The sequence below is a fragment of the Streptomyces sp. NPDC007189 genome (assembly GCF_040703635.1).
Classification (GTDB): domain Bacteria; phylum Actinomycetota; class Actinomycetes; order Streptomycetales; family Streptomycetaceae; genus Streptomyces.
Genome location: NZ_JBEYEY010000016.1, coordinates 14,551 through 39,976 on the forward strand (window position 1 = coordinate 14,551; position 25,426 = coordinate 39,976).

Below are 25,426 nucleotides of genomic sequence, written 5' to 3' on the forward strand. Positions count from 1 at the left end.
ACGTGGCCGGATCGGTCGGGCCGGGTTCGAGGCGGAGATGGAACCATGGGGTGCCATGCGCGCTGCGTACATCGAGGAGCTGGGGTCCCCGGACGTCATCCGGTACGGCGAGATCGCCCCGCCCCGGCCGGGACCCACCGACGTACTGGTGGACGTCCTGGCCACCGCGGTCAACCCGGTGGACACCTTCGTACGCTCGGGACTCTTCCGCACCCACGTCGACTTCCCCTTCGTCGTCGGCCGTGACCTGGTCGGCACGGTCGCGGAGACGGGCCCCGGCGTCACCGGATTCCGCGCCGGGGACCGGGTGTGGTGCAACAGCCTCGGGCACGGCGGACGGCAGGGCGCGGCGGCGGAGCAGGCGGTGGTGGCGGCCGACCGGCTGTACCGGCTGCCCGAGGGGGTCGACCCGTGCGCCGCGGTGGCGGTGTTCCACCCGGCCGCGACCGCCTATCTCGCCCTGTTCGTCCACGGGCGGCTCCACGTGGGGGAGACCGTGCTGGTCGCGGGCGCCGCCGGGAACGTCGGCAGCGCCCTGGTGACGATGGCGGTGCGGGCCGGCGCCCGCGTCCTCGCCACGGCCGCCGCGCGGGACGCGCGCTACTGCGCGGAGCTGGGCGCGGCCGAGGTGTTCGACTACCGGGATCCGGACCTGACGGAGAAGATCCGTGCGGCGGCGCCGTCGGGACTGGACCTGTACCTGGACACGGCGGGCGTCAACGACCTGGAGACCTGGGTCGGCCTGCTCGCCCTCAGGGGCCGCGTGGTGCTGCTGGCCGGCCCCCGGACCCGTCCCGTGCTGCCCGCCGGGGCGCTGTACATGAACGACCGCTCCGTCGTGGGGTTCGTGATCTCCCACGCGACACCCGGCGAACTCGCCGAGGCCGCCGCGTACATCAACGACCTGCTGGGCCGCGGTGTGCTCCGGCCCCGCACCATGGAGCTCCTCCCGCTGAGCGCGGCGGCCGACGTGCACGCCCGGATGGAGAAGGGCCAACTGCACGGCCGCCGCGCCGTCCTGCGCACCGACCTCCCCGCCGGCGGCTGACTCCCGCGCCCCAACCCGGTGGGGCGCGAAGCCGGCTGCGCTGGACGGCATGCGCCCGGTGTCAGGTGATGTGCCGCAGCAGGGCCGCGACCGCCGGGGGCGGATCGCCGTGCGGCCGTACCACCATCACCTTCCAGCTCGGCGCGTGCCGGGCGAAGCGGTACGTGGCCAGGTCCGGGAAGCGGCCGGCGATGGACGGGGGCATGATGCACACGCCCAGGTCGCCGCGGACCAGTTCGGATGCCGCCACGATGTCGTTCACCTCGAAGGTCGTGACCCGGTCGACGCCGGCGGCGCGGAAGGCCCGGTCGACGGCGTGCCGGATCGCCCAGCCCGGGGCGAAGTCCACCAGCGGCAACTGGGCGACCGTGTCCGGTGCGACGGCGCCCTCGGGGGCGCTCGCCGCGAGGTCCCGGCCGGGGGAGGCGACCAGGACCATCTCCTCGCGGGACAGCAGCCGGGTCACCAGCCCGCGCTGCTGCTGCCGGTCGAGCGCCACCACGGCCAGGTCCACCGTGCCCTCGCGCAGGGCCTGCCGGATGTCGGTCACCGCCGCCTGCCGCAGCTGCACCACCACCCCCGGATGCTCCGCCCGCAGTGCGGCCAGCGCGCGGTGCAGTCCCGCCCAGACACCCTGCATGATGCCGACGGTCACGCGGCCGCGCAGCTCCCCCTTCGCGGCGTCGACGGCCTCGCGCGCCAGCTCGGCGGCGCGCAGGGTGGCCCGTGCCGCGGGGACGAAGGCTTCGCCGGCCGGGGTGAGCGCCACGCGGTGGGTGTTCCGGGTGAACAGCGCGGTGCCCAGCTCCCGTTCGAGGGCGCGGACCGTGCCGGAGACGGCGGACTGGACCACGTGCAGCCGCCGCGCCGCCGCCGTGAACCCGCCCGCGTCCGCCACCGCGACGACGACTTCCATCTGCCGCAGGTCCATCATCCGCTCCAGGTGACGCCGTGCCCGTCCGCAGCCGGGGATCTTCGCAGCATCGTATGCGGAGGGGCGGCGTCCGGACGTCTGCCGCCGTGCGCGGGACGTCCCTACGCGGTGTCCCGGGCGCGGTTCCGGTCCGCCTTCCGGTGCTCGGTGAGCCAGTACAGCAGCGCCACGACGGGCAGCGCCGCGCCGAGCGCCGTCACCCCCGTCCAGCCGCCTGCGTGGTAGGCCAGCGAACCGAGTTGGGAGCCGAGGGCGCCGCCGAGGAAGAAGGTGGCGATGAAGGCGCTGTTGAGGCGGGCACGGGCGTCGGGATCGAGCCGGTAGATGGTGTGCTGGCCGAGGATCAGGGTGGCCTGTACGGCCATGTCGAGCAGCACGGCCGCCAGGGCGATCAGGACGATGTGGTGCCGTCCGATGCCCCCGACGCCGAAGGCCAGCGCGGCGAGGACGAACGCGGCGCCCGTCATGGGCCGGGCCAGGTTCCGGTCGGCCCACCGCCCGGCCAGCGGGGCCACCGCCGCACCGGCGGCCCCGACGAGGGCGAACACGCCGATCCCGACGGCGGAGTAGTGAAAGCCGGGACCGGCGAGGACGTAGGAGATGGTCGTCCAGAAGGCGCTGAACGCGCCGAACATCGCCGCCTGGTACAGGGCGCGGCGCAGCAGCGCGGGGTGGATGCGCAGCATCCGCACGGTGGAGTGCAGCACCCGGGCGTACGGGATGGTCGTGGTCGGCGCCTGCCGGGGCAGGGCCGAGCGCAGGGCGACGGCGAGCACGGCCATCAGGACCGCCGAACCCAGGTAGACCACGCGCCAGCCGGCGATGTCGGAGACCAGACTGCTGAGGGTGCGCGAGAGCAGGATCCCGGTGAGCAGTCCGCTCATCACCCGGCCCACGATCCGGCCGCGGGCGTGGTCGGGTGCGAGGCTCGCGGCGAACGGGACCAGGATCTGGGCGACGACCGAGGTGGCGCCGGCGGCCAGGGAGGCGATCAGCAGGGTGGGGAAGTTCCCGGCCAGCCCGGCCGTCAGGAGAGCGGCCGTGGTGACCATCAGCAGCACCGTGATCAGGCCGCGCTTCTCCAGCCGGTCGCCGAGCGGCACCAGGAAGAGCATGCCGATCACATAGCCGACCTGGGTGAGCGTGATCAGCCAGCCCGCCGCCGCGGTGCTGGTGTGGAACACCTCGCGCAGCGAGGAGAGCAGGGGCTGGGCGTAGTACAGGTTGGCGACGGTCATGCCGGAGGCGACGGCCAGCAGCGCGATCAGCCGGCCCGGCACACCGTGCGCGGGCTCGGCGCCGGTCGCAGGCCGACGTGACGTCCGGACTTCGGATGACTGGGGCACGTGACCTTCTTCGTAGTGGGAAGCCGAGCAGCCTGGCCGGCCGCCCTCACCTGCACCAGCAACCGGGCGGCCTCTCTGCTTCCCTCCTGGTCGCGATGATTGGGGATAGCCCTCATCACCGTCGGAGATGGCCGGTGCGCTCAGCGGGCGGGACGCGTACCGTCGGTTCGGCAACAGTGCCGCGCCCAGGGAGGTCATGGCCATGGACGGACCGGCCCCGCACTCCGAAGCGGACGCGGTGGAGGCCGCACAGCAGCGGCTCGACGGCCTGTACGCCGTACGGCCGCCGTGGGAGATCGGACGCCCCCAGCCGGCGTTCCTCGCCCTCGCCCGGTCCGGTGCCCTCCGGGGCCGGGTGCTCGACGTCGGCTGCGGCACCGGGGAACACGTGCTCATGTGCGCCGGCCTCGGGCTCGACGCCACCGGAGTGGACCTGGCGGACACGGCCCTGCGCGCCGCCGAGGACAAGGCGCGCCGGAGTGGCGTGCGCGCCCGGTTCCTGCACCACGACACCCGGAGGCTGGCGGACCTGGGGGAGCGGTTCGACACCGTCCTGGACAGCGGCATGTTCCACATGCTCGACCCGGACGACCGTCCCGCCTTCATCCGCGGCCTGCGCGCCGTTCTGCGCCCCGGCGGCCGCTACTTCCTGCTCTGCTTCAGCGACAGGGAGCCCGAGACACCCGGCGCCACGGGACCCCACCGGCTGACGCGGGACGACCTCACGGACACGTTCGCCGGCACGCTGCACCTCGACTTCGCCGTACCGGCCACCATCGAGATCAACCTGGACCGCCCCGGCATCCGCGGCTGGCTCGCCGCCATGACCATGCTCTCCCGCCCGGCGGACCGTACCTGAGCGCATGCGTCGCCGGTGCACGGCGGGACGCGTACAGGTGGCAGGACGTCAGCCGGACCCCGGGGTGTGACCCGTCCCGGACTCGAGGGCCAGCGCCGCGAAGGTGGCCAGCCAGTGGTCGGTGGTGAAGTCCTCGCGCCGCACGGCGGGCAGGCCCGCCGCCAGGTGGGCGTCGGCGGCCTCGGCCAGGCGCGTCCGCACCGGCCCGTCCGGCAGCGCGGCGGCGATCGAGCGCAGGGCGGCGGCCCGGCTGAGGGTGAGCCCGAGCAGATGGCCGATCTGCGGGTCGGCCCGGTCGGAGACGACGGGTACCTCCAGCACCGGGCAGGGTGCGCCGGAGCGCAGCGCGGGCAGGAAGCGGTCCAGCCACCGGGCGAACTGCTCCCCGCCGAGCACCCGGCGCATGGCGTCGGCCTCGGTCAGCGCCGGGGACAGGAAGTCCTGGCCGGACGGTTCCCAGTGCGCGGGCGCGTCGTGGTCGTCGGCGAACCAGGTCAGCAGCCGCCGCCGTACGGCCTCGGCGGTCGCGGCGGGCAGTTCGGCCGCGTCGAGCAGGAGGCCCAGCGCGAAGGCGCTGTTGGGATGGGTGCCGTGGCGCACCGGATAGGTGGCCTTCGGCAGCCACTCGGTCAGCAGGGCGTCGACGGCGGCGACCGCCGGCGCCAGCGCCTCCGCCCAGCGGGCCCCGGCCGCGCCTGCGTCCCGGCATTCGGCGGCGAGTGCCACGAGCCAGGCCCAGCCGTACGGCCGCTCGAAGGAGGGACGGCCGAGCAGGTAGGCGGCTTCTACGGCGATGTTCGCGCAGGTGAGGTGCCGGTCGAGGACGTCGGTGACCGGCGCCGTGTCCGGCAGGGCGGGCGTGGCGCCGTGCCGGCGCAGGAGGCGGACCAGCAGCCAGTGCATGTGCACCGACGAGTGCCAGTCGTAGGAGCCGTAGAAGGCCGGGTGCAGGGCGCTGGGCCGTACCTCCTCGTCCGGCGACGTCATCAGGTGGGCGGGGGAGTTGGGGTACTCGCGGGTGATGTTGGCCAGGGCGAGCCGGGCGAATCCGGCCGCGTGCGCGGCGAGCGGCATCAGTGGGTGGCTCCCTCGGTGACCTTCAGGTCGCCGTCCGCGGGGGTGCGGGCGGCGGCCAGCAGCAGCGCGCGCAGTCCGCGGGCGACCGTGGCGGGCTCCAGGGCGGGCGCGGTGCCGTCCGTGACCTGCTCGGGCGCCCAGGGCACATGCACGAAACCGCCGCGGGCGTGCGGGAACTCGGTGGTGATGAGGTGACCGAGGCCGTACGCGACGTGGTTGCAGACGAACGTGCCGGCCGTGTTGGACACCGCGGCCGGCACGCCCGCCGCGCGCAGGGCGGCGACGCAGGCCTTGACCGGGAGCGTGGAGAAGTACGCGGCGGGGCCGCCGGGGATGACGGGCTCGTCGATGGGCTGGTTGCCCGCGTTGTCGGGGATGCGGGCGTCGTCGACGTTGAGGCCGACGCGTTCGACGGTCACGCCGGGACGGCCGCCCGCCTGGCCGAGGCACAGGATCAGATCGGGCTCGGCGGCGCGGACGGCGTCGCGCAGGGCGTCTATCGACTCGCCGAAGACACAGGGGAGTTCGGCGGCGGTGACGGTGAGCCCGGCGGGCGGCTCGGCGGCCACGAGCGAGGCCGCCTGCCAGGACGGGTTGACCTGCTGGCCGTCGAAGGGGGCGAAGCCGGTGATGAGCACGCGGGTCATGGCACTTCCTTACCTGGGGTGCGGTGGCCGGACCGGTCAGAACGCGAAGAACGCCATGAGCGCCGTGCAGCAGACCAGGAGCGGAAGGGCCGTGGGGATCTGCGCCTTGATGGGGCCGTACTGGTCCTTCAGCTCCAGCAGGGTCGCCGGGACGATGTTGAAGTTGGCCGCCATCGGCGTGCACAGCGTGCCGCAGAAGCCGGCCAGCATGCCGACGGCGAGGACGGCCGGCGGATCGCCGTGCATCTGCTGGATGAGGACGGGCCAGCCGATCGCCGCGGTCATCACGGGGAACGCGGCGAAGGCGTTGCCCATGATCACGGTGAACAGGAACATGCCGACGCAGTAGGCGAGGACGGCGAGGTACTTCGAGTGGTCCGGCAGGACGTCGTGCACGATGGTGCCGACCTGGGTGCCGACGCCCGCGAGCGCGAAGATCGAGCCGAGTACGGCGAGGAGCTGGGGCAGCAGCAGGGCCGAGCCCATCGCCTCCAGCATGGAACGCCCGGAGTGCAGCGGCACGGACAGCTTCCGCTCGCCGGTGACCAGCATGCCGACGCCGAGGGCGACGAGACAGCCGATGCCGAGCCCGATCAGGGTGGCCTTGCCGGTCTCGAACAGGCCCGAGTCGTCGAGGACCGAGGCGCAGACGATGGCGACGAGCGGGATCGCCAGGGCCGGGATGAAGATGCGGCTGCCGAGCCGGGTGGCGGAGGCCTCGCGCTCCTCGGCGGTGCTGGTGACGGGGACGCCCTTGCCGAGGAAGTTGAAGCCGGCGAGCACGATCAGGGCGAGGACCGCGGCGCCGAGCGGTTCGGCGGGCAGGGTCCAGCCGCCGTTCTTCGCGGTGGCGTTGGCGACCCCGGTGCCGTAGGGGAAGGTCAGCCCGAGCAGGCCCCAGAACGCGGCGGAGGTCCACCGCCTGGGGTTGCTGCGGTCGGCCGCCATCTGCACGGCCATGACGACGAAGACGAGGCCCACCAGCCAGTACAGCCATTCGACCTTGATCACTTGTTGCTCTCCTTCGGCAGCGGCAGGTCGTGTTCGGCGGCGGCGAGCGCCATCTCGCGCTGCAACTCGCGGTCCAGGAGCAGCAGCCGGGCGCCGTGGATCAGGAAGGCGCAGACGGCGACCGGAACCGCCCACAGGGCCAGCTGGGTCGGCTCCAGGTTCTGGTGGTACGTGGAGTTGACGAAGCCGGTGATCAGCAGGATCGAGCCGATCGCGACGAAGCAGTCCTCGCCGAAGAACACGCCGACGGTGTCGGCGGACGCGGAGTAGGACCGCACCTTCTCCCGCAGCCGCTCGGGCAGCGCCGCACCCGCCGAGCGTTCGGCGGCGGCCTCGGCCATGGGCGCGACGAGCGGCCGCACCGTCTGCGCGGGCCCGCACATGCTGGTCAGGCCGAACGCCGCGGTGACCTGACGGACCAGCAGGTAGACGGTGAGGAACCGGCCGGTGCTCAGCGCGCCGAGCCGGGCGATCAGCCTGCGGGCCTGTTCCCGCAGGCCGTAACGCTCCAGCAGACCGATCACGGGCAGGGCGACGGCGAAGACGGTGACCGAGCGGCTGTCGGCGAAGGACCGGCCGAAGGCCGCCAGGACCTCCAGCGGGTTCATCCCGCCGACCAGTCCGGTGAAGACACCGGCGACGCCCACCACGAGGACGGGATTGCGGCGCGTGACGAATCCGAGGATCACCACGACGACGCCGAGGAGAACGATCATGCGGTGGCCTTAGGGGTTGTGCGGGCGTGACGCCCGGGCGGCGCGGATCCGGGGCCCCGGATCCGTGAGGGATGCAGGGACCCTAGGGGATCGTTCAACGATCGAACAAGGGGGCGTTCGTAAATCCATCTCTTGTCGGATCGTTCAACAATCGATTAGGTTCGGAATGTGATCGACCTCAACGCGGACCTCGGTGAGGGCTTCGGCCGCTGGACCCTCACCGACGACGACGCCCTGCTCTCCGTCGTGACCAGCGCCAACGTCGCCTGCGGCTTCCACGCCGGCGACCCCTCCGTGATGCGCCGCGTCTGCGACCTGGCCGCCGAGCGCGGCGTCCGGATCGGCGCCCAGGTCTCCTACCGCGACCTGGCCGGATTCGGCCGCCGCGCCATGGACGTGCCCGGCGAGGAGCTGGCGGCCGAGATCGCCTACCAGATCGGCGCGTTGCGGGTCTTCGCCCAGGCCGCCGGCGCCGACGTCGTCTACGTCAAGCCGCACGGCGCGCTCTACAACCGCACCGTGCACGACGCCGAGCAGGCCGCGGCCGTCGTGGCCGGCGTCCGGCTCGCGGGCGGGGCCCTGCCGGTGCTCGGCCTGCCCGGCTCGCGCCTGCTGGCCGCCGCGCAGGAGGCGGGCCTGACCGCCGTACCGGAGGCCTTCGCGGACCGCGCCTACACCCCCGCGGGCACCCTCGTGCCGCGCCGCGAGGCGGGCGCCGTGGTGACCGACGAGGACGCGGTGATCCGGCGCGCGCTCGCCTTCGCCGTGGACGGCGCGGTCGCGGCCGTGGACGGTACGACGGTCCCGGTGGCCGCCCGCTCCCTGTGCGTCCACGGCGACACCCCGGGCGCCGCCCGGATCGCGGCGCGGGTGCGCGAGGCCCTCGACGCGGCCGGGGTCGAGGTCGGGGCGTTCGCATGAAGGACAGCCGGTCCCTGGACGTGCGCCCCGCCGGACGGCACGCACTGCTCGTCGAACTGCCGGACGCCGAGCGCACCGCGGCGTTCCACGCCGAGCTGCTGCGGCGCCGCGCCGCGGGAACCCTGCCCCCGGTCGAGGAGATCGTGCCCGGCGCGCGCACCGTCCTGCTGGACGGCGTCGCCCGCCCCGGCGAACTGGCCCGCCGGATCGCCGCATGGGACGTGCCCGCCCACCCCTCCGACACCGGAGGACTCGTGGAGATCCCCGTGCGCTACGACGGCCCGGATCTCGCGCGGGTGGCCGAGCTGTGGGGCGTGGGCGCCGACAAGGTCGCCGCCCGGCACTCCTCGTACACCTACCGCGTCGCCTTCTGCGGCTTCGCCCCCGGCTTCGGCTACCTCACCGGCCTGCCCCCCGAGCTGCACGTGCCGCGCCGCGAGACCCCCCGCACCCGGGTCCCGGCCGGCGCGGTCGCCCTCGCCGGCCCCTACAGCGCGGTCTACCCGCGCGCCACCCCCGGTGGCTGGCAGCTCATCGGCACCATGCCGGACCCGACCCCGCTGTGGGACCTCGGCCGCGAGGAACCGGCCCTGCTCACGCCGGGCACGCGGGTGCGGTTCGTGGCCGAGGGCGGCACACCATGACCGCCAAGCTCACCGTCGTACGCTCCGGCGCCCTGACCACCGTCCAGGACGGCGGCCGGCGCGGCCACGCCCACCTGGGCGTCCCCCGCTCCGGCGCCCTGGACGCACCCGCCATGCGCCTGGCCAACCGGCTCCTCGGCAACACCCCCGACGCCGCCGTCCTGGAGACCACCCTGACCGGCTGCGCCCTGCGCCCCGACCGCGCCGTCACCGTCGTCGTGGGCGGCGCGCCCTGCCCGGTGACGGTCGAGCGCCGGCCGGTGGCCTGGGGCGTGCCCGTACGGGTGCCCGCGGGCGCCGTGCTGAACGTGGGCGGGGTGACCGCGGGCGTGCGGGCCTATGTCGCCGTCGCCGGCGGCGTCGCCGTCGACCCGGTCCTCGGCAGCCGTGCGACGGACCTGCTCTCCGGCCTCGGCCCGGCGCCCCTGCGCGACGGCGACGTCCTCCCGCTGGGCGCCCCCGCCCCGCTGCCCGCGCTCCCCGACAGCGCCCCCTGGCCGGCGCCGCCCACCGAGCTCGCCCTGCCGCTCACCCTCGGGCCCCGCGCCGACTGGTTCGCCCCCGCCGCGCTGCGCACCCTCACCTCGGCGACCTACCGCGTGTCGCAGCACAGCAACCGCATCGGCCTGCGCACCGAAGGACCGGCGCTGGAACGCGTCTCGACCGGCGAGCTGCCCAGCGAGGGCATGGTGCTCGGCGCCGTACAGGTCCCTCCGGACGGAGGCCCGGTGGTGTTCCTGCACGACCACCCCACCACCGGGGGCTATCCGGTGATCGGGGTCGTGCCCGAGGACGCCCTGGCCGCTGCCGCGCAGGCCACGGCGGGCACGCCGGTCCGCTTCACCGTGGGGTGACGGCACTGCGCCGTTTGGTGCACGTCACCCGTGGGGACCCGGAGGGACATGTTCCGAAGCCTCGCGCGCGGCTGTGTGGCGGGAGCCGCCGGCACCACCGCGCTGAACGCCGTCGGCTATCTGGACATGGCGCTGCGCGGCCGGTCGTCGAGCGGCGCCCCGCAGGCCGTGGTGGACAAGATCACCACCAAGGCGGGAGTACCGATTCCGGACGGGGAGGAACGGGACAACCGGCTCTCCGCACTGGGGGCGCTTGCCGGCATCGGCGTCGCAGTCGGGACCGGCGCCGTCATGTCCCTGCTCCACCGCGCCGGTGTGCGTCCGCCCCCCTGCCTCGGCGGCGTGCTGACCGGAGCCCTGGCCATGACGCTGACCGACGTGCCGATTGCGGCCCTGGACGTCAGCGACCCCCGCACCTGGTCGCCCGCCGACTGGGCCGCCGACGCGCTGCCCCACCTCGCCTACGGCCTGGTCACCTACGGCGTCATCACGTCCGCGCGAGAACCCGCCGCAGCCAGCGGGTGCGGGCGCCGCGGGCGTCCCGGCTGAGGGCCGCCGCGGGGGCGAGGGTGTCGAAGCCGTGGAAGGCGCCCGGCCAGACGTGCAGTTCGGCCTGGCCGCCGGCCTGCCAGATCCCCTGGGCGTACGCCACGGCCTCGTCCCGCAGGGTCTCGGCCGACCCGACGTCGAGGTAGGCCGGGGCCAGCCCGGACAGGTCGGCGGCGCGGGCGGGGGCCGCATAGGCAGGCAGGTCGGCGGCGCCGTACCGGTCGCCGAGCAGCGCCTGCCACGCCATCGCGTTGGAGATCCGGTCCCAGGTGTCGATGCCGGCCGACTGGTGACTGGAGACGGTGTCGTTGCGGTCGTCCAGCATCGGGCACAGCAGCAGCTGCCCGGCCGGGCGGGGGCCGCGACGGTCACGGGCGAGCAGGGCGAGGGCCGCCGCCAGTCCGCCGCCCGCGCTCTTCCCGCCGATGACTATGCGATCGGGGTCGACGCCGAGGTCGGCCGCGTGCGCCGCCACCCAGAGCAGTCCCGCGTAACAGTCCTCCACCGCCGCCGGATACCGCGCCCCGGGCGCCAGCCGGTACTCGGCGGAGACGACGGCCAGCCCCAGCGGCTCGGCCCACTCGCGCAGGATCCGCGGCAGCACGGACCACGCGTTGCCCGTGACCATTCCGCCGCCGTGCAGGTAGTACAGCAGGGGCAGCGGCCCGGTGATCCCGGCGGGCCGTGCGGCGACGAGCGTGACGTCCGGCGCGTTCGGCGGCCCCGGCACCCGCAGCTCCTCCGCCTCGAACCGGCCGCCGTCCCGGAGTTGGCGGACCGTCGGTCTCGGCCGGGCGGCGGCGTCCCGCTCCTGCCGGGCCGCGAGGTTCTCCGGGGTGACGGGCTCCCTCGCCGCAGGCCCCAAACCCTCCAGAACCGCGGCCAGTTCGGGGTCGAGCGGCGGCGCCTGCCGGGGCGTCGGGACGGGGCCGGGCCCGGCGGGCAGATCGTCGGCGAGGTCCATGCGGACAGTCAATCAGGCCGGACATCGCAGGGCCGCGGTCGCTGCCGGCCCGCCCGCCCCCGCCCGGCCTTGGCCGCGAGCCGCTGCTGCTGGTAGGCATGGCCTGTGCGATTCGAGAGTGTTCCCATGCCGGCGGCGGTCGCGGCACGGCCCCGTGACGCCCGCGGTTATCCGGTGCCGGCCATCACCCCCTGGGAAGGGGAGGAGCCCCAGTTCGCGCTCACCGACTACGAACGCAGCGCCGCATGCGCCCGCAAGCGCCTGTGCTCGGTGTGCAACCAGGGCATGCCGCAGGGGCCGGTGTGGCGGGTGGTGGGGGCCGCGGAGAGCACGGCGATCGGCGAGGCGCTGGCCGCGGGGCGGCCCTACCGCAATCTCGCGCCGACCCTGGAGGGGCCGGGGCACCGCGCGTGCATGCTGTACGCGTCGATGGTGTGCCCGTATCTGGCCCGGCCCAACGCCCGGCGCGGCATGTCGGCGGCGGAACCGGACGACATGACCGCGCATGTGGTGCGGGGCGCGGTGCGGGGCACGATGGGCGCGGTGGTGGGCTTCGGCGCGTACGAGTACGCCGTCACCGAAAGCCGGGTGCTCTTCCGGTTCCTCGACGTGGTCGAGTTCCTGCCGCACGACACCGCCGACGCCCACCTGGACGAACTGCGGGCCGAGCTCGCCCGGACCGCGAAGTGACCCGCACTCCGCGCCCCGGACGCGCCCGGCCCGTCGTCTGACATCGCGTCAGGGGCGGTATGCCGCCAGGCCGACCGTCGAGGTGACCTTGGCCGGACGCCCCGAGCCGTCGGCCGGCAGGGTCACCGTCCCGGACGGGGTGCGCACCGCGAGGGTCTTGCCGTCGGGGGACCAGGCGGGCTCGGTGTAGTCGGTCGTGGCGTGCGGGGTGAGGTCCTTGATGCGGTTGCCGTGCGTGAAGTCCTCGACGAGCACGTGGTCGTGGCCGGCGACCGAGCGCACGAAGACGACCTCCTCCTCGTTCGGGGACAGGGCCGGCTGGGAGCCCTTGGTGAGCTTGCCGCCCTGCTGGCGCAGGTAGTCGTCGCGGATGTAGACGGCGCCGGTGTCGGCGTTGGCGTACACCGAGGTGCCGTAGTGGCCGGCCGCGTCGGGCCAGACGTTGCCCGTCTGCGGGACCGCGCCGTCCGGGTCGGGGGAGCCGTTCAGGGGCAGGGTCTTCGGCGTGCCGTGTACGGCCTTGGCGGACACGTACTTCAGCCGGGAGACGCCCTTGGCGCGGGCGGCGAAGATGAGGTTGTCCTTGGCGGGGATGTTGTAGCGGGTGTCCTTCGCGGCCACCTGCCAGGTCGGGTGGGACCAGTTCTGGTCGCCGGGGTTCTTGGCGACCACCACACGCCCGCTGCCGTCGGGGTTGGCGATGTCCAGGTTGCCGGAGCCGTCCACGAAGGCGGCCTTCTTGCCGTCCGGGGACCAGGCGAGGTCCCGGACGGGCACCTTGAAGTCGACCTTGCGGCCGTTGATCAGCACGTACCGGGTGCCGTTGCTGACGGTCAGGGTGCCGTGCGAGGCGCCGGTGGCGGCGGAGGCGGCGCCGGAGGCGCCCAGCAGCGCGGAGCCGGTGACGGCGGCGGCCACGGCGATGGCGGCCGCCACGGTGCGGGTGCGGGTGGTCATGAGTGCATTCCCCCAGGAACGTCGACTGGTCGGGTCGTACGGTGCGTCTGTGTCAGAGCCGCTTGGTCGGCGCCCTGGTCGCTGAAGGCCACGCGATGGTCTGCCGCTCTGTTCCGATCCGAGCCTGACAGATCCGGATCTTCGAATCGTCCGTTCGCTGTCACAGGGGTGTAACACGGACATTCCTCACCGCTACCACCAAAAGGCCGGGCGGGGTGAGAACGCGACGTGCATGGCGTACGCGTACGTCAGGCGACGGAGGCCGCCAGGTCCAGTTCGCCTGCGATCGCGTCCCGCAGCGCGTCGTGCTGCGGCCCGAGTGCGAACCGCTCGTCCCGCCACCGCTCCGGCGGGTACAGCCACACGGGTTTGCCCACCAGTTCGGGCGGCTCCCACCCGAACCGGGGCCAGACATGGGCGTGCAGGAACGGGTCCGTGTTGCCGAGGATCTCCAGGTTCACCCGGCGGAAGGCGGGATCCAGGCGCCGGCAGGCCCGCTCCACGGCCTCGCCGAGCCGGTCCATGTCGGACAGGAACGCCAGCCGCCTCGCCCTCGGCAGGTCCGACAGCCGCTGCACACCCGGCTCGTCCGCCAGCAGGACCGAGTAGCCGGGCAGGAACTGTACATCCCCGATCACCGCGAAGCCCGCCTCCAGCCGCCGCAGCACCGTCGGGTTCTCGCCCCGCAGAGCAGCCCCGATGCGATCGTCACGCCAGTCGTCACTCATGGCCCCAACCTACGGCCTGTCCATACAGGCAAGGGCGGCAGCCGGGTGACCGCCTCAGACCGTCGACAGATCGATGGCCCGGTCGACTTCCTGCGGCCGCAGCACGCGGAGGATGCCTTCCAGCAGGTAGTAGTCGGCGTAGGGGAGGGATATCTCGACTCCGTCCTCGGCCGGCCGGTTGCGGGTGCAGCGGGCGACTATCGCTTGCGCGCGGGTGGAGTTCCGGGTCAGGCAGGTCTGCGCAAGCGCGGTGAGGATCCGCAGGGCGACCTGCCGGTAGTCGTGCCGCCCGGTCGCGGCGGACAGGTCCAGCAGCCCGCAGGCCATCACGGCACCGGCCGAGGCGTCCTTGACGTCGTACGGCGCCTGGGGTGCGCGGTAGTCCCACACGGGGACGTGGTCCGGACTCAGCGCTCCCACCGCGAAGTCGGCGAGTCTGCGGGCCGTGCTCAGGAACTGCTGGTCTCCGGTCCGGCGGTACATCGTGGTGAACCCGTAGATCCCCCAGGCCTGTCCGCGGGACCAGCAGGAGTCCGGGCTGTATCCCTGGACGGTGTTCGGGCCGATCGGCGCGCCGGTGTCGGGGTCGAAGTCGAAGACGTGGGGAGTCGAGCCGTCCGGGCGGGGAAAGACCCGCTGTGCCGTCCTGGCGTGCTCCACGGCTACGCGGAGATACCTGCCGTCTCCCGTCTCCCGGCTGGCGAACGCCAGCAGGTCGAGGTTCATGATCGTGTCCATGATGACCCGGCCCGCGTTGACCGGGTCGTTCAGTGCTCCCCAGGCCCGGATGAAGTGGCCGTGGGGGTTGTAGCGCTGGATGAGCGAGCCGGCCGCCTCGATCGCGCCCGCGCGCCAGTAGTCGTCGCCGGTCAGCCGCCAGGCGGTGACCCAGGACGGAGAGAAGAGGAACCCGAGGTCGTGCGTGGTGGTGTCGTACCGGCGCGGGGCGAGCCGGCGGGCGGAGTCGAGGGCCAGCGTCCGGAACACCTGGTCCCCGCTGTGGAGGTACGCCATCCACAGCGTCCCCGGCCAGAATCCGCCGACCCAGTCACCGTTCTGCGAGTAGACCCACTTCTCGGCCTTCGTGCCGACGGGAAAGCTCGTCACCCCCGGTGCGACGGCGCGGAGTTTCTCCACCGCGTAGTCGGCGGCCGCGCGCAGTGCTCGCACGGTCGGCGCCGGGACCGGGTCGCCGGACGCCTGAGCTGCCTGTGCGGGTGCGACGGTGGTGGCCGTGGCGCCGGCCGCCACGGTGAGCACGGTGCGCCGGGGAATGCTCATGGACGCCTCCAAGTGAGCGGTGCCGCAGGGACGTTGAGGGAGTCTGGCACGGCGGCCGTCCTCACGTACACCCATGTGTGCAATGTTCACGTTGATGAACATCGGATCGTCGGGCCTCGTTGCGGCGGGCGGCTCGGCCGCGGGTAGCGTGCGCAGCGACCCGCTCATCCGGCCGCGTGTCCGGCGATCCCGGGCACGGCCGGACGCGTCGCTCCGTCAGGCCCCTGGTTCCGTCAGGAAGGTGACCCGCCGATGCCTCAGCCCGCCACGACACCCACCGCGAGCACGCCGAGCGCCCCGGTCCTCGCCGAGGTCGTCCGCTCCGGATTCGTCGAAGGACGCCACCGGGGCAGCGTGGTGGCGCTCGCCGCCGACGGCTCGGTGGAGTGGGCGATCGGTGATGTCACGTCCCCCGTCTTCCCGCGCTCCGCCAACAAGCCGATGCAGGCGGCGGGCATGCTGCGGGCCGGCCTCGACCTCGTGGGAGAGCGGCTGGCCCTGGCCGCGGCAAGCCACTCCGGGGAACCGTTCCACCGCGACCTGGTGCGCACGATGCTGAAGGAGCATGGGCTGACCCCGGATCACCTCCAGTGCCCGCTCGCCCTCCCTCTGGACCAGCAGGAGCAGGAGGCCTACCTGGCGGCCGGCGGCCGGCGCGACCGGGTGGCCATGAACTGCTCCGGCAAGCACGCGGCGATGCTGGCCGCCGCCGCGCTGCGCACCTGGCCGCTGGAGTCCTACCTCGACCCGGAGCATCCCCTCCAGCGCGTCATCCGCACGGCCCTGGAGGAGGCGGCCGGCGAACCGGTGGCCGCCGTCGGCGTGGACGGCTGCGGGGCGCCGCTGATGGCGATCAGCCTGACCGGCCTCGCCCGCGCCTTCCGCTCCTTCGTCCTCGCCGCCCCCGGCACCCCCGAACGGCGGGTCGCCGACGCCATGCGGGCCCACCCCGAGTACGTCGCGGGCACCCACCGCCACGACACCTGGCTCATGCGGGAGATACCGGGCGTCCTGGCGAAGGTGGGCGCCGAAGCCGTACAGGGCCTCGCCCTGCCCGACGGGCGTGCCCTGGCCCTCAAGGTCGAGGACGGGGGAGTCCGGGCCCTCGGCCCCGTGCTGGCCCGCACGTTGCGGCTGATGGGGGTCACGGCGCCCGTCCTGGAGCGCGTCGGCCGTACGCCGGTGCTGGGCCGCGGGGAGGAGGTGGGTCAGGTGCGTGCCGTCTTCTGAAACGCCGCTGACGGCACGTCATGGGGCTCCGGCGGCGAGAGGGCCGGGGCGGCCTTGCCGTCCGGGGGGCTGACGGACGGCTGTTGTCTTCCGTTCCTTGAGCGTTCAACTGACGCTTCCTGTGCGTACGGTGTGCTCTCCCTAGGGTCCATGAGGCTTGCGAAAGAAGGGGCTCATGGACTCACTCCTCGCCGTCCGGGCGCGCGGGATCACCAAGTGCTTCGGTGACGTCGTCGCGCTCGACGGGATCGATCTGGATGTGGCGCAGGGACGGATCCACGGCCTGGTCGGCCCGAACGGCGCCGGCAAGACGACGCTTCTCGGGCTCCTGCTCGGGCTGGCCGTGGCCGACAGCGGCCGTCTGGAGATCCTCGGTACGCCGGTGGGCAGGACGTACGCCGCTCCGGACGGGGTCGCCGGGTTCGTCGACGGCCCCGGGCTCTACCCGTCGCTGACCGCCCGGCAGAACCTAGCCGCGCTGGCCGCCCTGCGCGGCAGCGACGCGCGCAAGGCCGGCATCGACGACGTCATCGGCCAGGTCGGTCTCACCGATGTCGCCGACGACCGGATCCGCGGCTTCTCCCTCGGCATGCGGCAGCGGCTCGGGCTCGCCGCCGCCCTGCTCACCAAGCCCCGGCTGCTCGTGCTCGACGAGCCGTCCAACGGCCTCGACCCGGCCGGCAAGAAGCACGTCCACGGCGTCCTCACCCGGCTGGCGGCGGAGGGGACCGGCGTCGTGCTCTCCAGCCACCGCATGGACGACCTCGAGGCGCTGTGCTCCGAGGTCACCATCCTCGCCACCGGACGGGTGGTGTTCTCCGGCCCCGTGCGCAAGCTGGCCGCGGAGAGCCGGGAACTCGACTACCGGCTGATCGCCTCCGACCCGCAAGGCGCCCGCCGCATCGCCGCCGACACGCCCGGGATCCACCTCATCGAGCAGGGACGTCCCGGTGGCGACGAGGTGCTCGTCGTACGCGCCCTGGTGCCGGACCTCGACGCGCTCGTGGTGCGGCTCGTCCGGTCGGGCATCGCCCTGCGCGAACTGGCCCCCGTGGTCTCCCCGCTGGAAGCGGCCTTCCTGGCCCTGACGGAGCGTCAGGAGCCCGAAGAGGAAAGGGCGGACTCCGGCGCCGGGCAGGCGGAGCCCGGCACGGGCCGGCCCGCGTCCGCCGTCGCACCGCGACTGGAAACCGGCGCCCAGGCCCAGCACACCCACGCCCAGCAGCAGGAGGCCGGCCGATGACCGCGACCGCACCCGCCCCCGCCCCCGACCGGACCACCGCTCCCGCACGTGTCTCGGTTGCCCGGGGCTACCGCTTCGAGCTCGTCAAGCTCGTCTCGCAATGGCGGATCCGCCTGCTGGTGCTCGCCTGCTGGATCGCGCCGGGGCTCTTCGTCGCGGCGGTGAGCCAGCAGAGCACGCTCCCCTCGGACACCCTCTTCGGCCGCTGGATGCTCGCCACCGGATGGGCCGGACCGCTGGTGATGCTCGGCTTCTCGGGCACCTGGGCGCTGCCGCTGCTGACCTCGGTGGTCGCCGGTGACGTGTTCGCCTCCGAGGACCGGCTCGGCACCTGGCGGCACCTGCTCGTGGCGGTCCGCTCGCCCCGGCGGATCTTCGCGGCGAAGGCGCTGGCCGGCCTCACCGTCATCCTGCTGCTCGTGGCCGGGCTGGCCTGCTCCAGCGCGGCCGGCGGCGTCGTGACCGTCGGCAGCCGGCCGATGGTCGGCCTCGACGGCCACCAGCTGACGCCCTCGGACGCGGCCGGCAAGGTCGCCCTCGCCTGGCTGTGCGTCCTCGCCCCGACCCTGGCCCTCGCCGCGATCGGACTCCTCGGCTCCGTCGTGCTGGGACGGTCCCCGATGGGGCTGCTGCTGCCCGCGGTCGTCGCGCTCGCCATGCAGCTCGCCCAGATGCTGCCGCTCCCCGTCGCCGTGCGCATCGCCCTGCCCGGCTACGCCTTCATCGCCTGGAACGGCCTGTTCACCAGCCCCGCACAGCTCGGCCCGCTCCTGATCGGCGTCGCGGTCGGCCTGGTGTGGGCCGTGGTGGCGACAACGCTGGCGTACCTGCTGTTCCTGCGGCGGGACTTCACCAATGTGACCGCCGACGGCTTGGGACACCGCGCGGTCACCGCCGGTCTCCTGCCGCTGCTCGCGCTGACCGGCGTGACCGTCGCCGTCGTCGCCCCGGCGACCGGGGCCACCGGCTCCGGCATCTCGCAGGACAAGGTGCAGCGCTCGCTCGCCACGGAGTTCGCGCACCTCTACCGCCTGCAGACCGAGCAGCTCAACCGTCCCGATGTCACCGAAGCACAGCTGAAGGCCACGGCCGCGTGCGACAAGGGCAGCGTCCGGGTCGCCGCCGAGGGACCCGGCAACGACTGGCGCTGCGTCGTGTCCTGGCATCTCCCCGGCGTCGAGGCCACAGGGACGGCCGTCTACCAGCTCGACGTCACCTCAGACGGGCGGTTCGTCGCCGACGGCGACGGGCCGAAGGAAGTGAACGGCTACTTCCTGGTGCGGACCCCGACCGGCGACGCACCGAACCCCCTATGGCAGTTCGACGGCAACGTCGAACTTCTCAAGCCCTCGAAGGGATGACTCTCCCATGCAGGTAACCCGCAACCGCCGATCCGAGCAGACGGAGTTCCGCGGTAGACGAGCGGGGCGCCGCAGCGCCCTCACGGTGGGCGCCACGGCCGTGGTCCTCGCCGTCACCGCCGGCGTCGGTTACGCCCAGACCCACCAGTTCGGCACCGACCAGGTCGGCCAGACGACCGACCACGGCCAAGTGATCTCCAGCGACCAGTACATCGCCCCCTACGGCGACCGCCTCGTCATCAACAACGGCAAGATCATGTCGTCCTCGCCCAGCCCGGACGGCACCCACCTCGCGGCCTCGGTCACCGACGGCGGTGCCGCGCTGGCCATCGTCGACGTCAAGAACTGGAAGGTGCAGCAGGTCGTCGGCACCGCGGCCACCTCGAGCCCGCGTCTGAGCAGCAACTCCGTGGGCCAGGAAGGCCCCACGTACTCGCCCGACGGCAAGCAGCTGTGGCTGGGCCAGACCGACGGCTACACCAGGTTCACGGTCAACCCGGACGGCACGGTCGCCGACCCGGTGTCCATCAAGATCCCGGCGGACGGATCCAAGCACGCCCTGGTCGGACAGGCGGTGTTCTCCGCCGACGGCTCCACTGTGTACTCCGCGGTCAACGGCCAGAACCGGGTGGTCGCCATCGACACGGCGACCGGCGCCGTCAAGCAGAGCTGGAGCGTGGGCAACGCCCCGCGCGACCTGGTCCAGGTCGGCGACAAGCTCTACGTCAGCAACGAGGGCGGCCGCCCGGCCAAGGCCGGCGACACCACCATCAACTCCTACGGCACCCAGGTGCCGGCCGACCCGAAGACCGGCGCCACCACCACCGGCACGGTCAGCGTCATCGACCTGGCGGACCCGGCCGCGGCCCCGTCCAGCATCGACGTCGGCCTGCACCCGACCGCCCTGTACGCCAAGGGCAAGGCCCTGTTCGTCACCAACACGGCGAGCAACACCGTGTCCGTCATCGACACCGGCAAGAACAAGGTCGTGCAGACCATCGGCACCCAGCCCTGGCCGGAGGCGTCGGTGGGCTACGAGCCCAACGCGGTGACCCTCACCGACGACGGCCGCCTGCTGGTGACCCTCGGCCGCGCCAACGCGGTCGCCGTCTACCGGTACAAGAGCCCGCTGGAGCCGGTGAGTTACGTCGGCCTGCTCCCGACGGACTACTTCCCCTCCGAGATCACGACCGTCGGCGACCAGGTGCTGGTCTCCAACACCCGCGGCATCGACGCCCGCCGTCCCACCACCGCCGGCGGCCACGCCACGCACGACACGACCTCGAGCCTGACGCGTTTCACGCTGCCGGACGACAGCGTCATCAGGTCCGAGACGGCCAAGGTCTTCCAGCAGAACGGCTGGACGCCCGGCTCGGTCTCCCTGGCCAAGGGCGCCGGCAAGGCGCAGCCGGCGGCGGTCCCGCAGCGGCTCGGCGACCCGTCGACGATCAAGCACGTCTTCCTGATCGTCAAGGAGAACCGGACCTACGACCAGGTCTTCGGCGACATGCCGCAGGGCAACGGCGACCCGTCGGTGACGCAGTTCGGCGAGAACGTGACGCCGAACCAGCACGCGCTGGCCAAGCAGTTCGGCCTGTACGACAACACGTACGACATCGGCACCAACTCCGCCGAGGGCCACAACTGGCTGATGCAGGCCGACGACCCGGAGTACACCGAGTCCTCGGCGGGCGAGTACCAGCGCAGCTACGACACCGAGAACGACGCCCTCGGCCACCAGAAGTCCGGGTTCCTGTGGACCGGTGCGCAGGCCGCCGGGAAGACGGTGCGGGACTTCGGCGAGTTCCAGTCGGTCGAGAGCAAGCCGGCCGGCGCGACCTGGCAGAACCTGTACTGCGACGCCAAGAACATGGACGCGACGGGTCAGCCCACCGCCTACCCCATCCAGACGGGTTCGGCGATACCGTCGCTCAACTCCGTGTCGGCGCCCGGCTTCCCGATGTTCGACCTGGACGTCCCGGACGTCTACAAGTACCAGATCTGGAAGCAGGACTTCGAGAAGAACGGCCCGGCGAACCTGAACATGTTCTGGCTCTCCAACGACCACACCGGTGGTCCGGCGAGCCCGGCGGCCCAGGTGGCGGACAACGACCTCGCCGTCGGGAAGATGGTCGACGAGATCTCGCACAGCAAGTACTGGAAGGACTCGGCGATCTTCGTCGTCGAGGACGACTCGCAGGCCGGTCTCGACCACGTCGACGGCCACCGTGCCCCGATCCAGATCATCAGCCCGTGGGCCCAGCACGGCACGGTCGACAGCCACTACTACTCGCAGATCACGATGATCCGCACCATCGAGCAGATCCTCGGGATCCACCCGATGAACCAGAAGGACAGCGCGGCCACTCCGATGCGCGGGGCCTTCACCCGGCGCCCGGACTACACGCCGTTCACGGCGCTGCCCAACCGGACCTCGCTCACCGACGGCCTGAAGACCCCGCCCTCCTGCGGTACGGACACCCCGGCGGCGCAGGACCCGAAGGCGGCGGCCGTCCCGGCGACGAAGGTCCCGGCGGACATGCAGAAGCTCGCCGCCGAGTGGGACGGCTGGAAGTCGAAGCAGCACCTGACCGGCTCCCATGCCATCCCCGACTTCGCCAACCCCGCCCAGATGAACCACTACACCTGGTACATGACGCACAACTGGAAGACGCCGTACCCCGGTGAGAAGAAGATCTACGCACCGAACGACGTGCCGGGTGCCTACATCCCGTCGTCGGAGTCCGACGGCTGACGCACCCTGATGCGCCGAGGACCCCGGGCAGGCCACCCGCCCGCCGGGGTCCTCGTCGTTCACCGGAACGTTCGCGGCTACGGCTTCCGGGCCAGGCCTCCGTGCTCGGCGATGATCTCCGGGGTGGGGGAGCCGGGGTCCGGGCGCCACTGCGTGACCGAGACGACGCCGGGATCGACGAGCTCCAAGCCGTCGAAGTACGCGGTGATCTCGTCGACGGTGCGGAGGTTGTACGGGACGGCGCCGCTGCGGTTGTAGCCGTCCTGGGCCTCCTCGAAGACGGGGTCGATGCCGCGTGAGCCGTCGTTGACGGAGAGGTAGCTGCCCGAGGGCAGGGCGTCCATCAGACGGCCGGCGATCGCGCGCGCCTGAGCGTGGTCGGCCACGTGTCCCAGGATGTTGCTGAGGATCAGGCCGACGGGCCGGCCGAAGTCGAGTGTCCCGGCGGCGGCCTCCAGGATCCGGTCCGGTTCGGTCACGTCGGCGTCGATGTACGCCGTCGCGCCCTCGGGGGTGGAGTACAGCAGCGCGCGGGCGTGCGCCAGCACCATCGGGTCGTTGTCGACGTACACGATCCGCGACTCGGGAGCGAGCCGCTGGGCGACCTCATGGGTGTTCTCGGCGGTCGGCAGGCCCGTGCCGACGTCCAGGAACTGGCGGATCCCCGCCTCGCGGACCAGATAGGTGATGTTGCGGCGCAGAAAGGCGCGGCTGCTGCGGGCGATGGTCACGATCCCGGGGAAGACCGCGGTGTACGCGTCACCGGCCGCCTCGTCGACGGGGTAGTTGTCCTTGCCGCCGAGCCAGTAGTTCCAGATGCGGGCGGAGTGCGGCACCGACGTGTCGATCTTCTGGCTGATCGGCGGCTCGGGCGTCGTCGTGGGGTCGGTCATCAGGCGTGTCCGTCTTTCGCTCATGGCGTGGATCATTCACTGCCCAACCTACGTCCGAACGCCCGCTCCTCGCCCGTGAGTTCGGGAACAGGGCCCGGACCGGGGTGCGGTGCGCCGCCTTCTCGTTCTGGGCACTGTCGACGGTCGCCGTTCCGGCGACCACGGAGAGCTCCGACGGGTCGCGCTCTGCTGTCGCAGGCCTGTGCACACCGTCCCAGCCCAGCCCTGGGCCGAGCCGCCTAGGGTGGAGGACATGGGCGGCGTGGTGACGCTGTTTCTCTGCGGTGACGTGATGCTGGGGCGCGGCGTCGACCAGATCCTTGCGCACCCGGGAGATCCGGTGCTGCGCGAGGGCTATGTGACGGACGCCCGCTCCTACGTGGAGCTGGCCGAAGCGGTCAGTGGCCCGGTGCCCGCGCCGGTCGCGCCCGCGTGGCCGTGGGGCGAGGCGCTGCGGCTGCTGGACGAGGCCGCCCCGGACGCCCGGATCGTGAACCTGGAGACGGCTGTCACCCGCAGTGACGACTTCGCGCCGGGCAAGGCGGTGCACTACCGGATGCACCCGGCCAACCTCCCGGCCCTGACGGTGGCCCGGCCCGACGTCTGCGTGCTGGCCAACAACCACGTGCTGGACTTCGGCCGGCCGGGCCTGGAGGAGACGCTGGACTCGCTCGCCGGCGCGGCCTTGCGGACCGTGGGCGCGGGACGCGACGCCGACCAGGCCTTCGCGCCCGCGGTGGTCCCCGCCGGCCCCGGCCGCCGCGTCCTGGTCCTCGCCCTCGGCGCCCTGTCCAGCGGCATCCCGCCCGACTGGGCCGCCACCGCGGACCGGCCGGGCGTCGCCTTCGTCCATGAGCTGTCCGCCGCGGCGGCCGAGGCCTGCGTCCGGCGGGTACGGCGGGCGAGGCGGCCGGGCGACATCGCGGTGGTGTCCGTGCACTGGGGATCCAACTGGGGCTACGGCGTCCCCCGTGAGCAGATCCGCTTCGCGCGCACCCTGGTGGACGGCGGCGTCGACGTCGTCCACGGGCACTCCTCGCACCACCCCCGCCCCGCCGAGGTGTACCGGGGCCGGCTGATCCTCTACGGCTGCGGGGACTTCATCGACGACTACGAGGGCATCACCGGCTACGAGGAGTACCGCGACGACCTCCGGCTCGGCTACCTCGTCTCGGTGGAGGCGGACACGGGCGCGCTGGCCGGGCTGCGGATGTTCCCCCTCAGGGCGCGTCGGATGCGGCTGGAGCCCGCCGACGAGCAGGACCGCGCCTGGCTGCGCTCGACCCTCGACCGCGTCAGCCACGGCGTCCACATCGGCCTCGCGGCCGACGGCACACTCGTCCTCGAGGCGGGGGGCAGGGGCGGGCCGGCGTAGTGCCCCCGGGCGCGTCTCGCACGGGGGCTCCCCCTGCCCCAGGTGGCGAGTGCCGCGGCGGTATGGGCGGAGTGTCGCGGGTACCCGAGGCGTCGGCAGACGTTTCCTGAGGAGATGACTCGCATGCTGTTCCTCGGACTGCTCCTGCTCGCGGGTGCGGGCGCCTTCACGGCTCTGGCGATCCTCGGCAACCTGTCGGGCGGGCCCAAGTACACCGTTTCCGTCCTCGGTCACGACATCGCCAGCATGAACGGGCTCGCGCTGTTCAGCTCGGGCCTGGCGCTGGCGCTGATCTTCTGTCTGGGGCTGGCCATGATGTCGGCGAGCGCCGCCCACCGCCGCCGTCACCGCCGCCCTCGCACGCCCTGGCGGCGCGGGACGCGGGACACGACGACGCTCGGACCCGCATGACCCTCCCCGATGCTCTCCGGGCCACCGATTGAAAGCCCAACAAGACATCGCCATACGGCGGGTGCACGATGGCTGAAGGCCTTGTTCGGGGTGAAGGATGCGCGCCGTTGCGCCGTGGCAGCGGCGTCACCACTGTCGGAGAGTCCGCCGAGTCCGTGGGGCGGTGACCTGGATCATGCTGCTACCGTCCAGATCCGAAGTGTTCCGTCAGCTACGACGCTACCTGGTGTGCGAACGGGCCGCGGTCGCTGCGCCCGCCGACCTCGTCACCCGCGCGGCCTTCGAGGACTGCGGTTACACGCTGTGCGTGCTGATGGGCGAGCGCACCCCGCGCGAGGCGGCCGACGCCGCCCGTCGATACCTGCGCACCGATCTGGTCACCTATCTGCGCGAGCGGAACCGGCGTACGCCCGTGACGCGTTGACGGCATCCGGGCCCGCGCTCCCGGCCGCTCCGCGCGCTCCACATGGAAGGACGAGCGATGACGACTGCCAAGGACATCATGCACCCGGGGGCCCAGTGGATCCCCCGGTACGAGACGCTGGACCGCGCCGCACAGATGATGCGGGACCACGAGGTGGGCGCGCTCCCGGTCAGCGACCCCGACAACGGCGACCGGATGGTCGGCATCATCACCGACCGCGACATCGTGGTGAAGTGCGTCGCCTCGGGCCACGACCCGGCGCGGATGACCTGCGCCGAGCTGTGCGAGGGGACGCCGCGCTGGATCGATGCGGGCGCCGACATCTCGGAGGCGCTGCGGGAGATGGAGGGCCACCGGATCAAGCGTCTGCCGGTGGTCGAGAACAAGCGCATGATCGGCATGATCAGCGAGACCGACATCGCCCGGCACCTGGGCGAAGGCCAGCTCGCGGAGTTCGTGCAGCACGTCTACGCCTGATCACGGCAAAGGGGCGGCGCCCGGGCCGGAT

At 73.0% G+C, this 25,426-nt stretch carries 26 protein-coding genes; 15 read left to right on the forward strand and 11 right to left on the reverse strand.

Going from position 1 to position 25,426, the window contains the following annotated elements; translation table 11 throughout:
* Positions 1-55 precede the first annotated feature (55 nt).
* Entirely contained in the window at positions 56-1,048 is a 993-nt protein-coding gene (locus tag AB0950_RS28920; RefSeq protein WP_366779726.1) for an NADPH:quinone reductase, read from the forward strand.
* 61 nt (positions 1,049-1,109) lie between these two features.
* Here AB0950_RS28920 and AB0950_RS28925 read toward each other — a convergent pair whose 3' ends face one another.
* Positions 1,110-1,982, reverse strand: a complete 873-nt coding sequence (locus AB0950_RS28925; protein ID WP_360569841.1) for a LysR family transcriptional regulator — start codon at positions 1,980-1,982, stop codon at positions 1,110-1,112.
* A 101-nt stretch (positions 1,983-2,083) separates the two neighbouring features.
* Positions 2,084-3,328 (reverse strand): MFS transporter, encoded by a 1,245-nt coding sequence (locus AB0950_RS28930; RefSeq protein ID WP_366779727.1) that lies wholly within the window; start codon positions 3,326-3,328, stop codon positions 2,084-2,086.
* Between the two features lie 202 nt (positions 3,329-3,530).
* Here AB0950_RS28930 and AB0950_RS28935 point away from each other — a divergent pair, with 202 nt between their 5' ends.
* Positions 3,531-4,187 (forward strand): class I SAM-dependent methyltransferase, encoded by a 657-nt coding sequence (locus AB0950_RS28935; protein WP_366779729.1) that lies wholly within the window; start codon positions 3,531-3,533, stop codon positions 4,185-4,187.
* A 48-nt stretch (positions 4,188-4,235) separates the two neighbouring features.
* Here AB0950_RS28935 and AB0950_RS28940 read toward each other — a convergent pair whose 3' ends face one another.
* Genes AB0950_RS28940 through AB0950_RS28955 form a run of 4 tightly spaced genes read right to left on the reverse strand, consistent with a single transcriptional unit; the run spans position 4,236 to position 7,638 of the window.
* Positions 4,236-5,261 carry a DUF2891 domain-containing protein gene (locus tag AB0950_RS28940; protein WP_366779730.1) on the reverse strand — a complete coding sequence of 342 codons (1,026 nt, stop codon included), beginning with the start codon at positions 5,259-5,261 and terminating at the stop codon, positions 4,236-4,238.
* Positions 5,261-5,911 (reverse strand): pyroglutamyl-peptidase I, encoded by a 651-nt coding sequence (pcp, locus tag AB0950_RS28945; RefSeq protein WP_366779731.1) that lies wholly within the window; start codon positions 5,909-5,911, stop codon positions 5,261-5,263. Before pcp ends, AB0950_RS28940 begins: the two co-directional genes overlap by 1 nt.
* A 36-nt stretch (positions 5,912-5,947) precedes the next feature.
* A complete protein-coding gene (locus AB0950_RS28950; protein ID WP_366779732.1) occupies positions 5,948-6,922 on the reverse strand; it encodes a DUF979 domain-containing protein in 975 nt (324 codons plus the stop codon).
* Positions 6,919-7,638, reverse strand: coding sequence for a DUF969 domain-containing protein (locus AB0950_RS28955; protein ID WP_360151411.1), 720 nt, complete (start codon positions 7,636-7,638; stop codon positions 6,919-6,921). Before AB0950_RS28955 ends, AB0950_RS28950 begins: the two co-directional genes overlap by 4 nt.
* Before the next feature lie 168 nt (positions 7,639-7,806).
* On the opposite strand from AB0950_RS28955, the gene AB0950_RS28960 reads away from it, so the two are divergent.
* The 4 genes from AB0950_RS28960 to AB0950_RS28975 are packed head-to-tail and all read left to right on the forward strand — an operon-like array spanning position 7,807 to position 10,606.
* Positions 7,807-8,559 carry a 5-oxoprolinase subunit PxpA gene (locus AB0950_RS28960; protein WP_366779733.1) on the forward strand — a complete coding sequence of 251 codons (753 nt, stop codon included), beginning with the start codon at positions 7,807-7,809 and terminating at the stop codon, positions 8,557-8,559.
* Positions 8,556-9,203, forward strand: a complete 648-nt coding sequence (locus AB0950_RS28965) for an allophanate hydrolase subunit 1 (protein ID WP_366779734.1) — start codon at positions 8,556-8,558, stop codon at positions 9,201-9,203. Before AB0950_RS28960 ends, AB0950_RS28965 begins: the two co-directional genes overlap by 4 nt.
* Positions 9,200-10,057, forward strand: coding sequence for a biotin-dependent carboxyltransferase family protein (locus AB0950_RS28970; protein WP_366779735.1), 858 nt, complete (start codon positions 9,200-9,202; stop codon positions 10,055-10,057). The genes AB0950_RS28965 and AB0950_RS28970 overlap by 4 nt, the downstream gene beginning before the upstream one ends.
* A gap of 48 nt (positions 10,058-10,105) precedes the next feature.
* Positions 10,106-10,606, forward strand: coding sequence for a hypothetical protein (locus tag AB0950_RS28975; RefSeq protein ID WP_360151423.1), 501 nt, complete (start codon positions 10,106-10,108; stop codon positions 10,604-10,606).
* Here AB0950_RS28975 and AB0950_RS28980 read toward each other — a convergent pair.
* A complete protein-coding gene (locus AB0950_RS28980; protein WP_366779736.1) occupies positions 10,545-11,570 on the reverse strand; it encodes an alpha/beta hydrolase in 1,026 nt (341 codons plus the stop codon). The genes AB0950_RS28975 and AB0950_RS28980 overlap by 62 nt on opposite strands.
* Before the next feature lie 126 nt (positions 11,571-11,696).
* On the opposite strand from AB0950_RS28980, the gene AB0950_RS28985 reads away from it, so the two are divergent.
* Entirely contained in the window at positions 11,697-12,260 is a 564-nt protein-coding gene (locus tag AB0950_RS28985; RefSeq protein ID WP_360151429.1) for a hypothetical protein, read from the forward strand.
* A 48-nt stretch (positions 12,261-12,308) separates the two neighbouring features.
* Here the strand turns inward: AB0950_RS28985 and AB0950_RS28990 are convergent, their stop codons facing one another.
* From AB0950_RS28990 to AB0950_RS29000, 3 genes are all read right to left on the reverse strand, one after another.
* Positions 12,309-13,217, reverse strand: a complete 909-nt coding sequence (locus tag AB0950_RS28990) for a hypothetical protein (RefSeq protein WP_366779737.1) — start codon at positions 13,215-13,217, stop codon at positions 12,309-12,311.
* A gap of 248 nt (positions 13,218-13,465) precedes the next feature.
* Complete coding sequence (locus AB0950_RS28995; protein ID WP_366779738.1) at positions 13,466-13,945, reverse strand: diadenosine tetraphosphate hydrolase; 480 nt, start codon at positions 13,943-13,945, stop codon at positions 13,466-13,468.
* Positions 13,946-13,999: 54 nt separating this feature from the next.
* Entirely contained in the window at positions 14,000-15,226 is a 1,227-nt protein-coding gene (locus tag AB0950_RS29000; protein ID WP_366779739.1) for a glucuronyl hydrolase, read from the reverse strand.
* Between the two features lie 252 nt (positions 15,227-15,478).
* Between AB0950_RS29000 and AB0950_RS29005 the strand changes: the two genes are divergently transcribed.
* The 4 genes from AB0950_RS29005 to AB0950_RS29020 all read left to right on the forward strand — a co-directional run bounded on the left by AB0950_RS29005 (position 15,479) and on the right by AB0950_RS29020 (position 21,815).
* Positions 15,479-16,456: an asparaginase gene (locus AB0950_RS29005; protein WP_360151441.1), complete on the forward strand. Its 978-nt coding sequence runs from the start codon at positions 15,479-15,481 to the stop codon at positions 16,454-16,456.
* Between the two features lie 175 nt (positions 16,457-16,631).
* Positions 16,632-17,699 (forward strand): ABC transporter ATP-binding protein, encoded by a 1,068-nt coding sequence (locus AB0950_RS29010; protein WP_366779740.1) that lies wholly within the window; start codon positions 16,632-16,634, stop codon positions 17,697-17,699.
* Entirely contained in the window at positions 17,696-19,060 is a 1,365-nt protein-coding gene (locus AB0950_RS29015) for an ABC transporter permease (protein ID WP_366779741.1), read from the forward strand. The genes AB0950_RS29010 and AB0950_RS29015 overlap by 4 nt, the downstream gene beginning before the upstream one ends.
* Positions 19,061-19,067: 7 nt before the next feature.
* Positions 19,068-21,815, forward strand: coding sequence for an alkaline phosphatase family protein (locus AB0950_RS29020; RefSeq protein ID WP_360569814.1), 2,748 nt, complete (start codon positions 19,068-19,070; stop codon positions 21,813-21,815).
* Between the two features lie 77 nt (positions 21,816-21,892).
* On the opposite strand, the gene AB0950_RS29025 is transcribed toward AB0950_RS29020, so the two are convergent.
* Positions 21,893-22,708 (reverse strand): SAM-dependent methyltransferase, encoded by an 816-nt coding sequence (locus AB0950_RS29025; RefSeq protein ID WP_360152070.1) that lies wholly within the window; start codon positions 22,706-22,708, stop codon positions 21,893-21,895.
* A gap of 253 nt (positions 22,709-22,961) precedes the next feature.
* Here AB0950_RS29025 and AB0950_RS29030 point away from each other — a divergent pair, with 253 nt between their 5' ends.
* The 4 genes from AB0950_RS29030 (at position 22,962) to AB0950_RS29045 (ending at position 25,395) form a co-directional block, all read left to right on the forward strand.
* Positions 22,962-24,083, forward strand: a complete 1,122-nt coding sequence (locus AB0950_RS29030; RefSeq protein WP_366779742.1) for a CapA family protein — start codon at positions 22,962-22,964, stop codon at positions 24,081-24,083.
* A gap of 123 nt (positions 24,084-24,206) precedes the next feature.
* Positions 24,207-24,494 (forward strand): hypothetical protein, encoded by a 288-nt coding sequence (locus tag AB0950_RS29035; protein WP_360151456.1) that lies wholly within the window; start codon positions 24,207-24,209, stop codon positions 24,492-24,494.
* A 175-nt stretch (positions 24,495-24,669) separates the two neighbouring features.
* A complete protein-coding gene (locus AB0950_RS29040) occupies positions 24,670-24,918 on the forward strand; it encodes a DUF5133 domain-containing protein (RefSeq protein ID WP_360569808.1) in 249 nt (82 codons plus the stop codon).
* A 57-nt stretch (positions 24,919-24,975) separates the two neighbouring features.
* Positions 24,976-25,395 carry a CBS domain-containing protein gene (locus AB0950_RS29045; RefSeq protein ID WP_366779743.1) on the forward strand — a complete coding sequence of 140 codons (420 nt, stop codon included), beginning with the start codon at positions 24,976-24,978 and terminating at the stop codon, positions 25,393-25,395.
* The last annotated feature ends 31 nt before the right edge of the window (positions 25,396-25,426 follow it).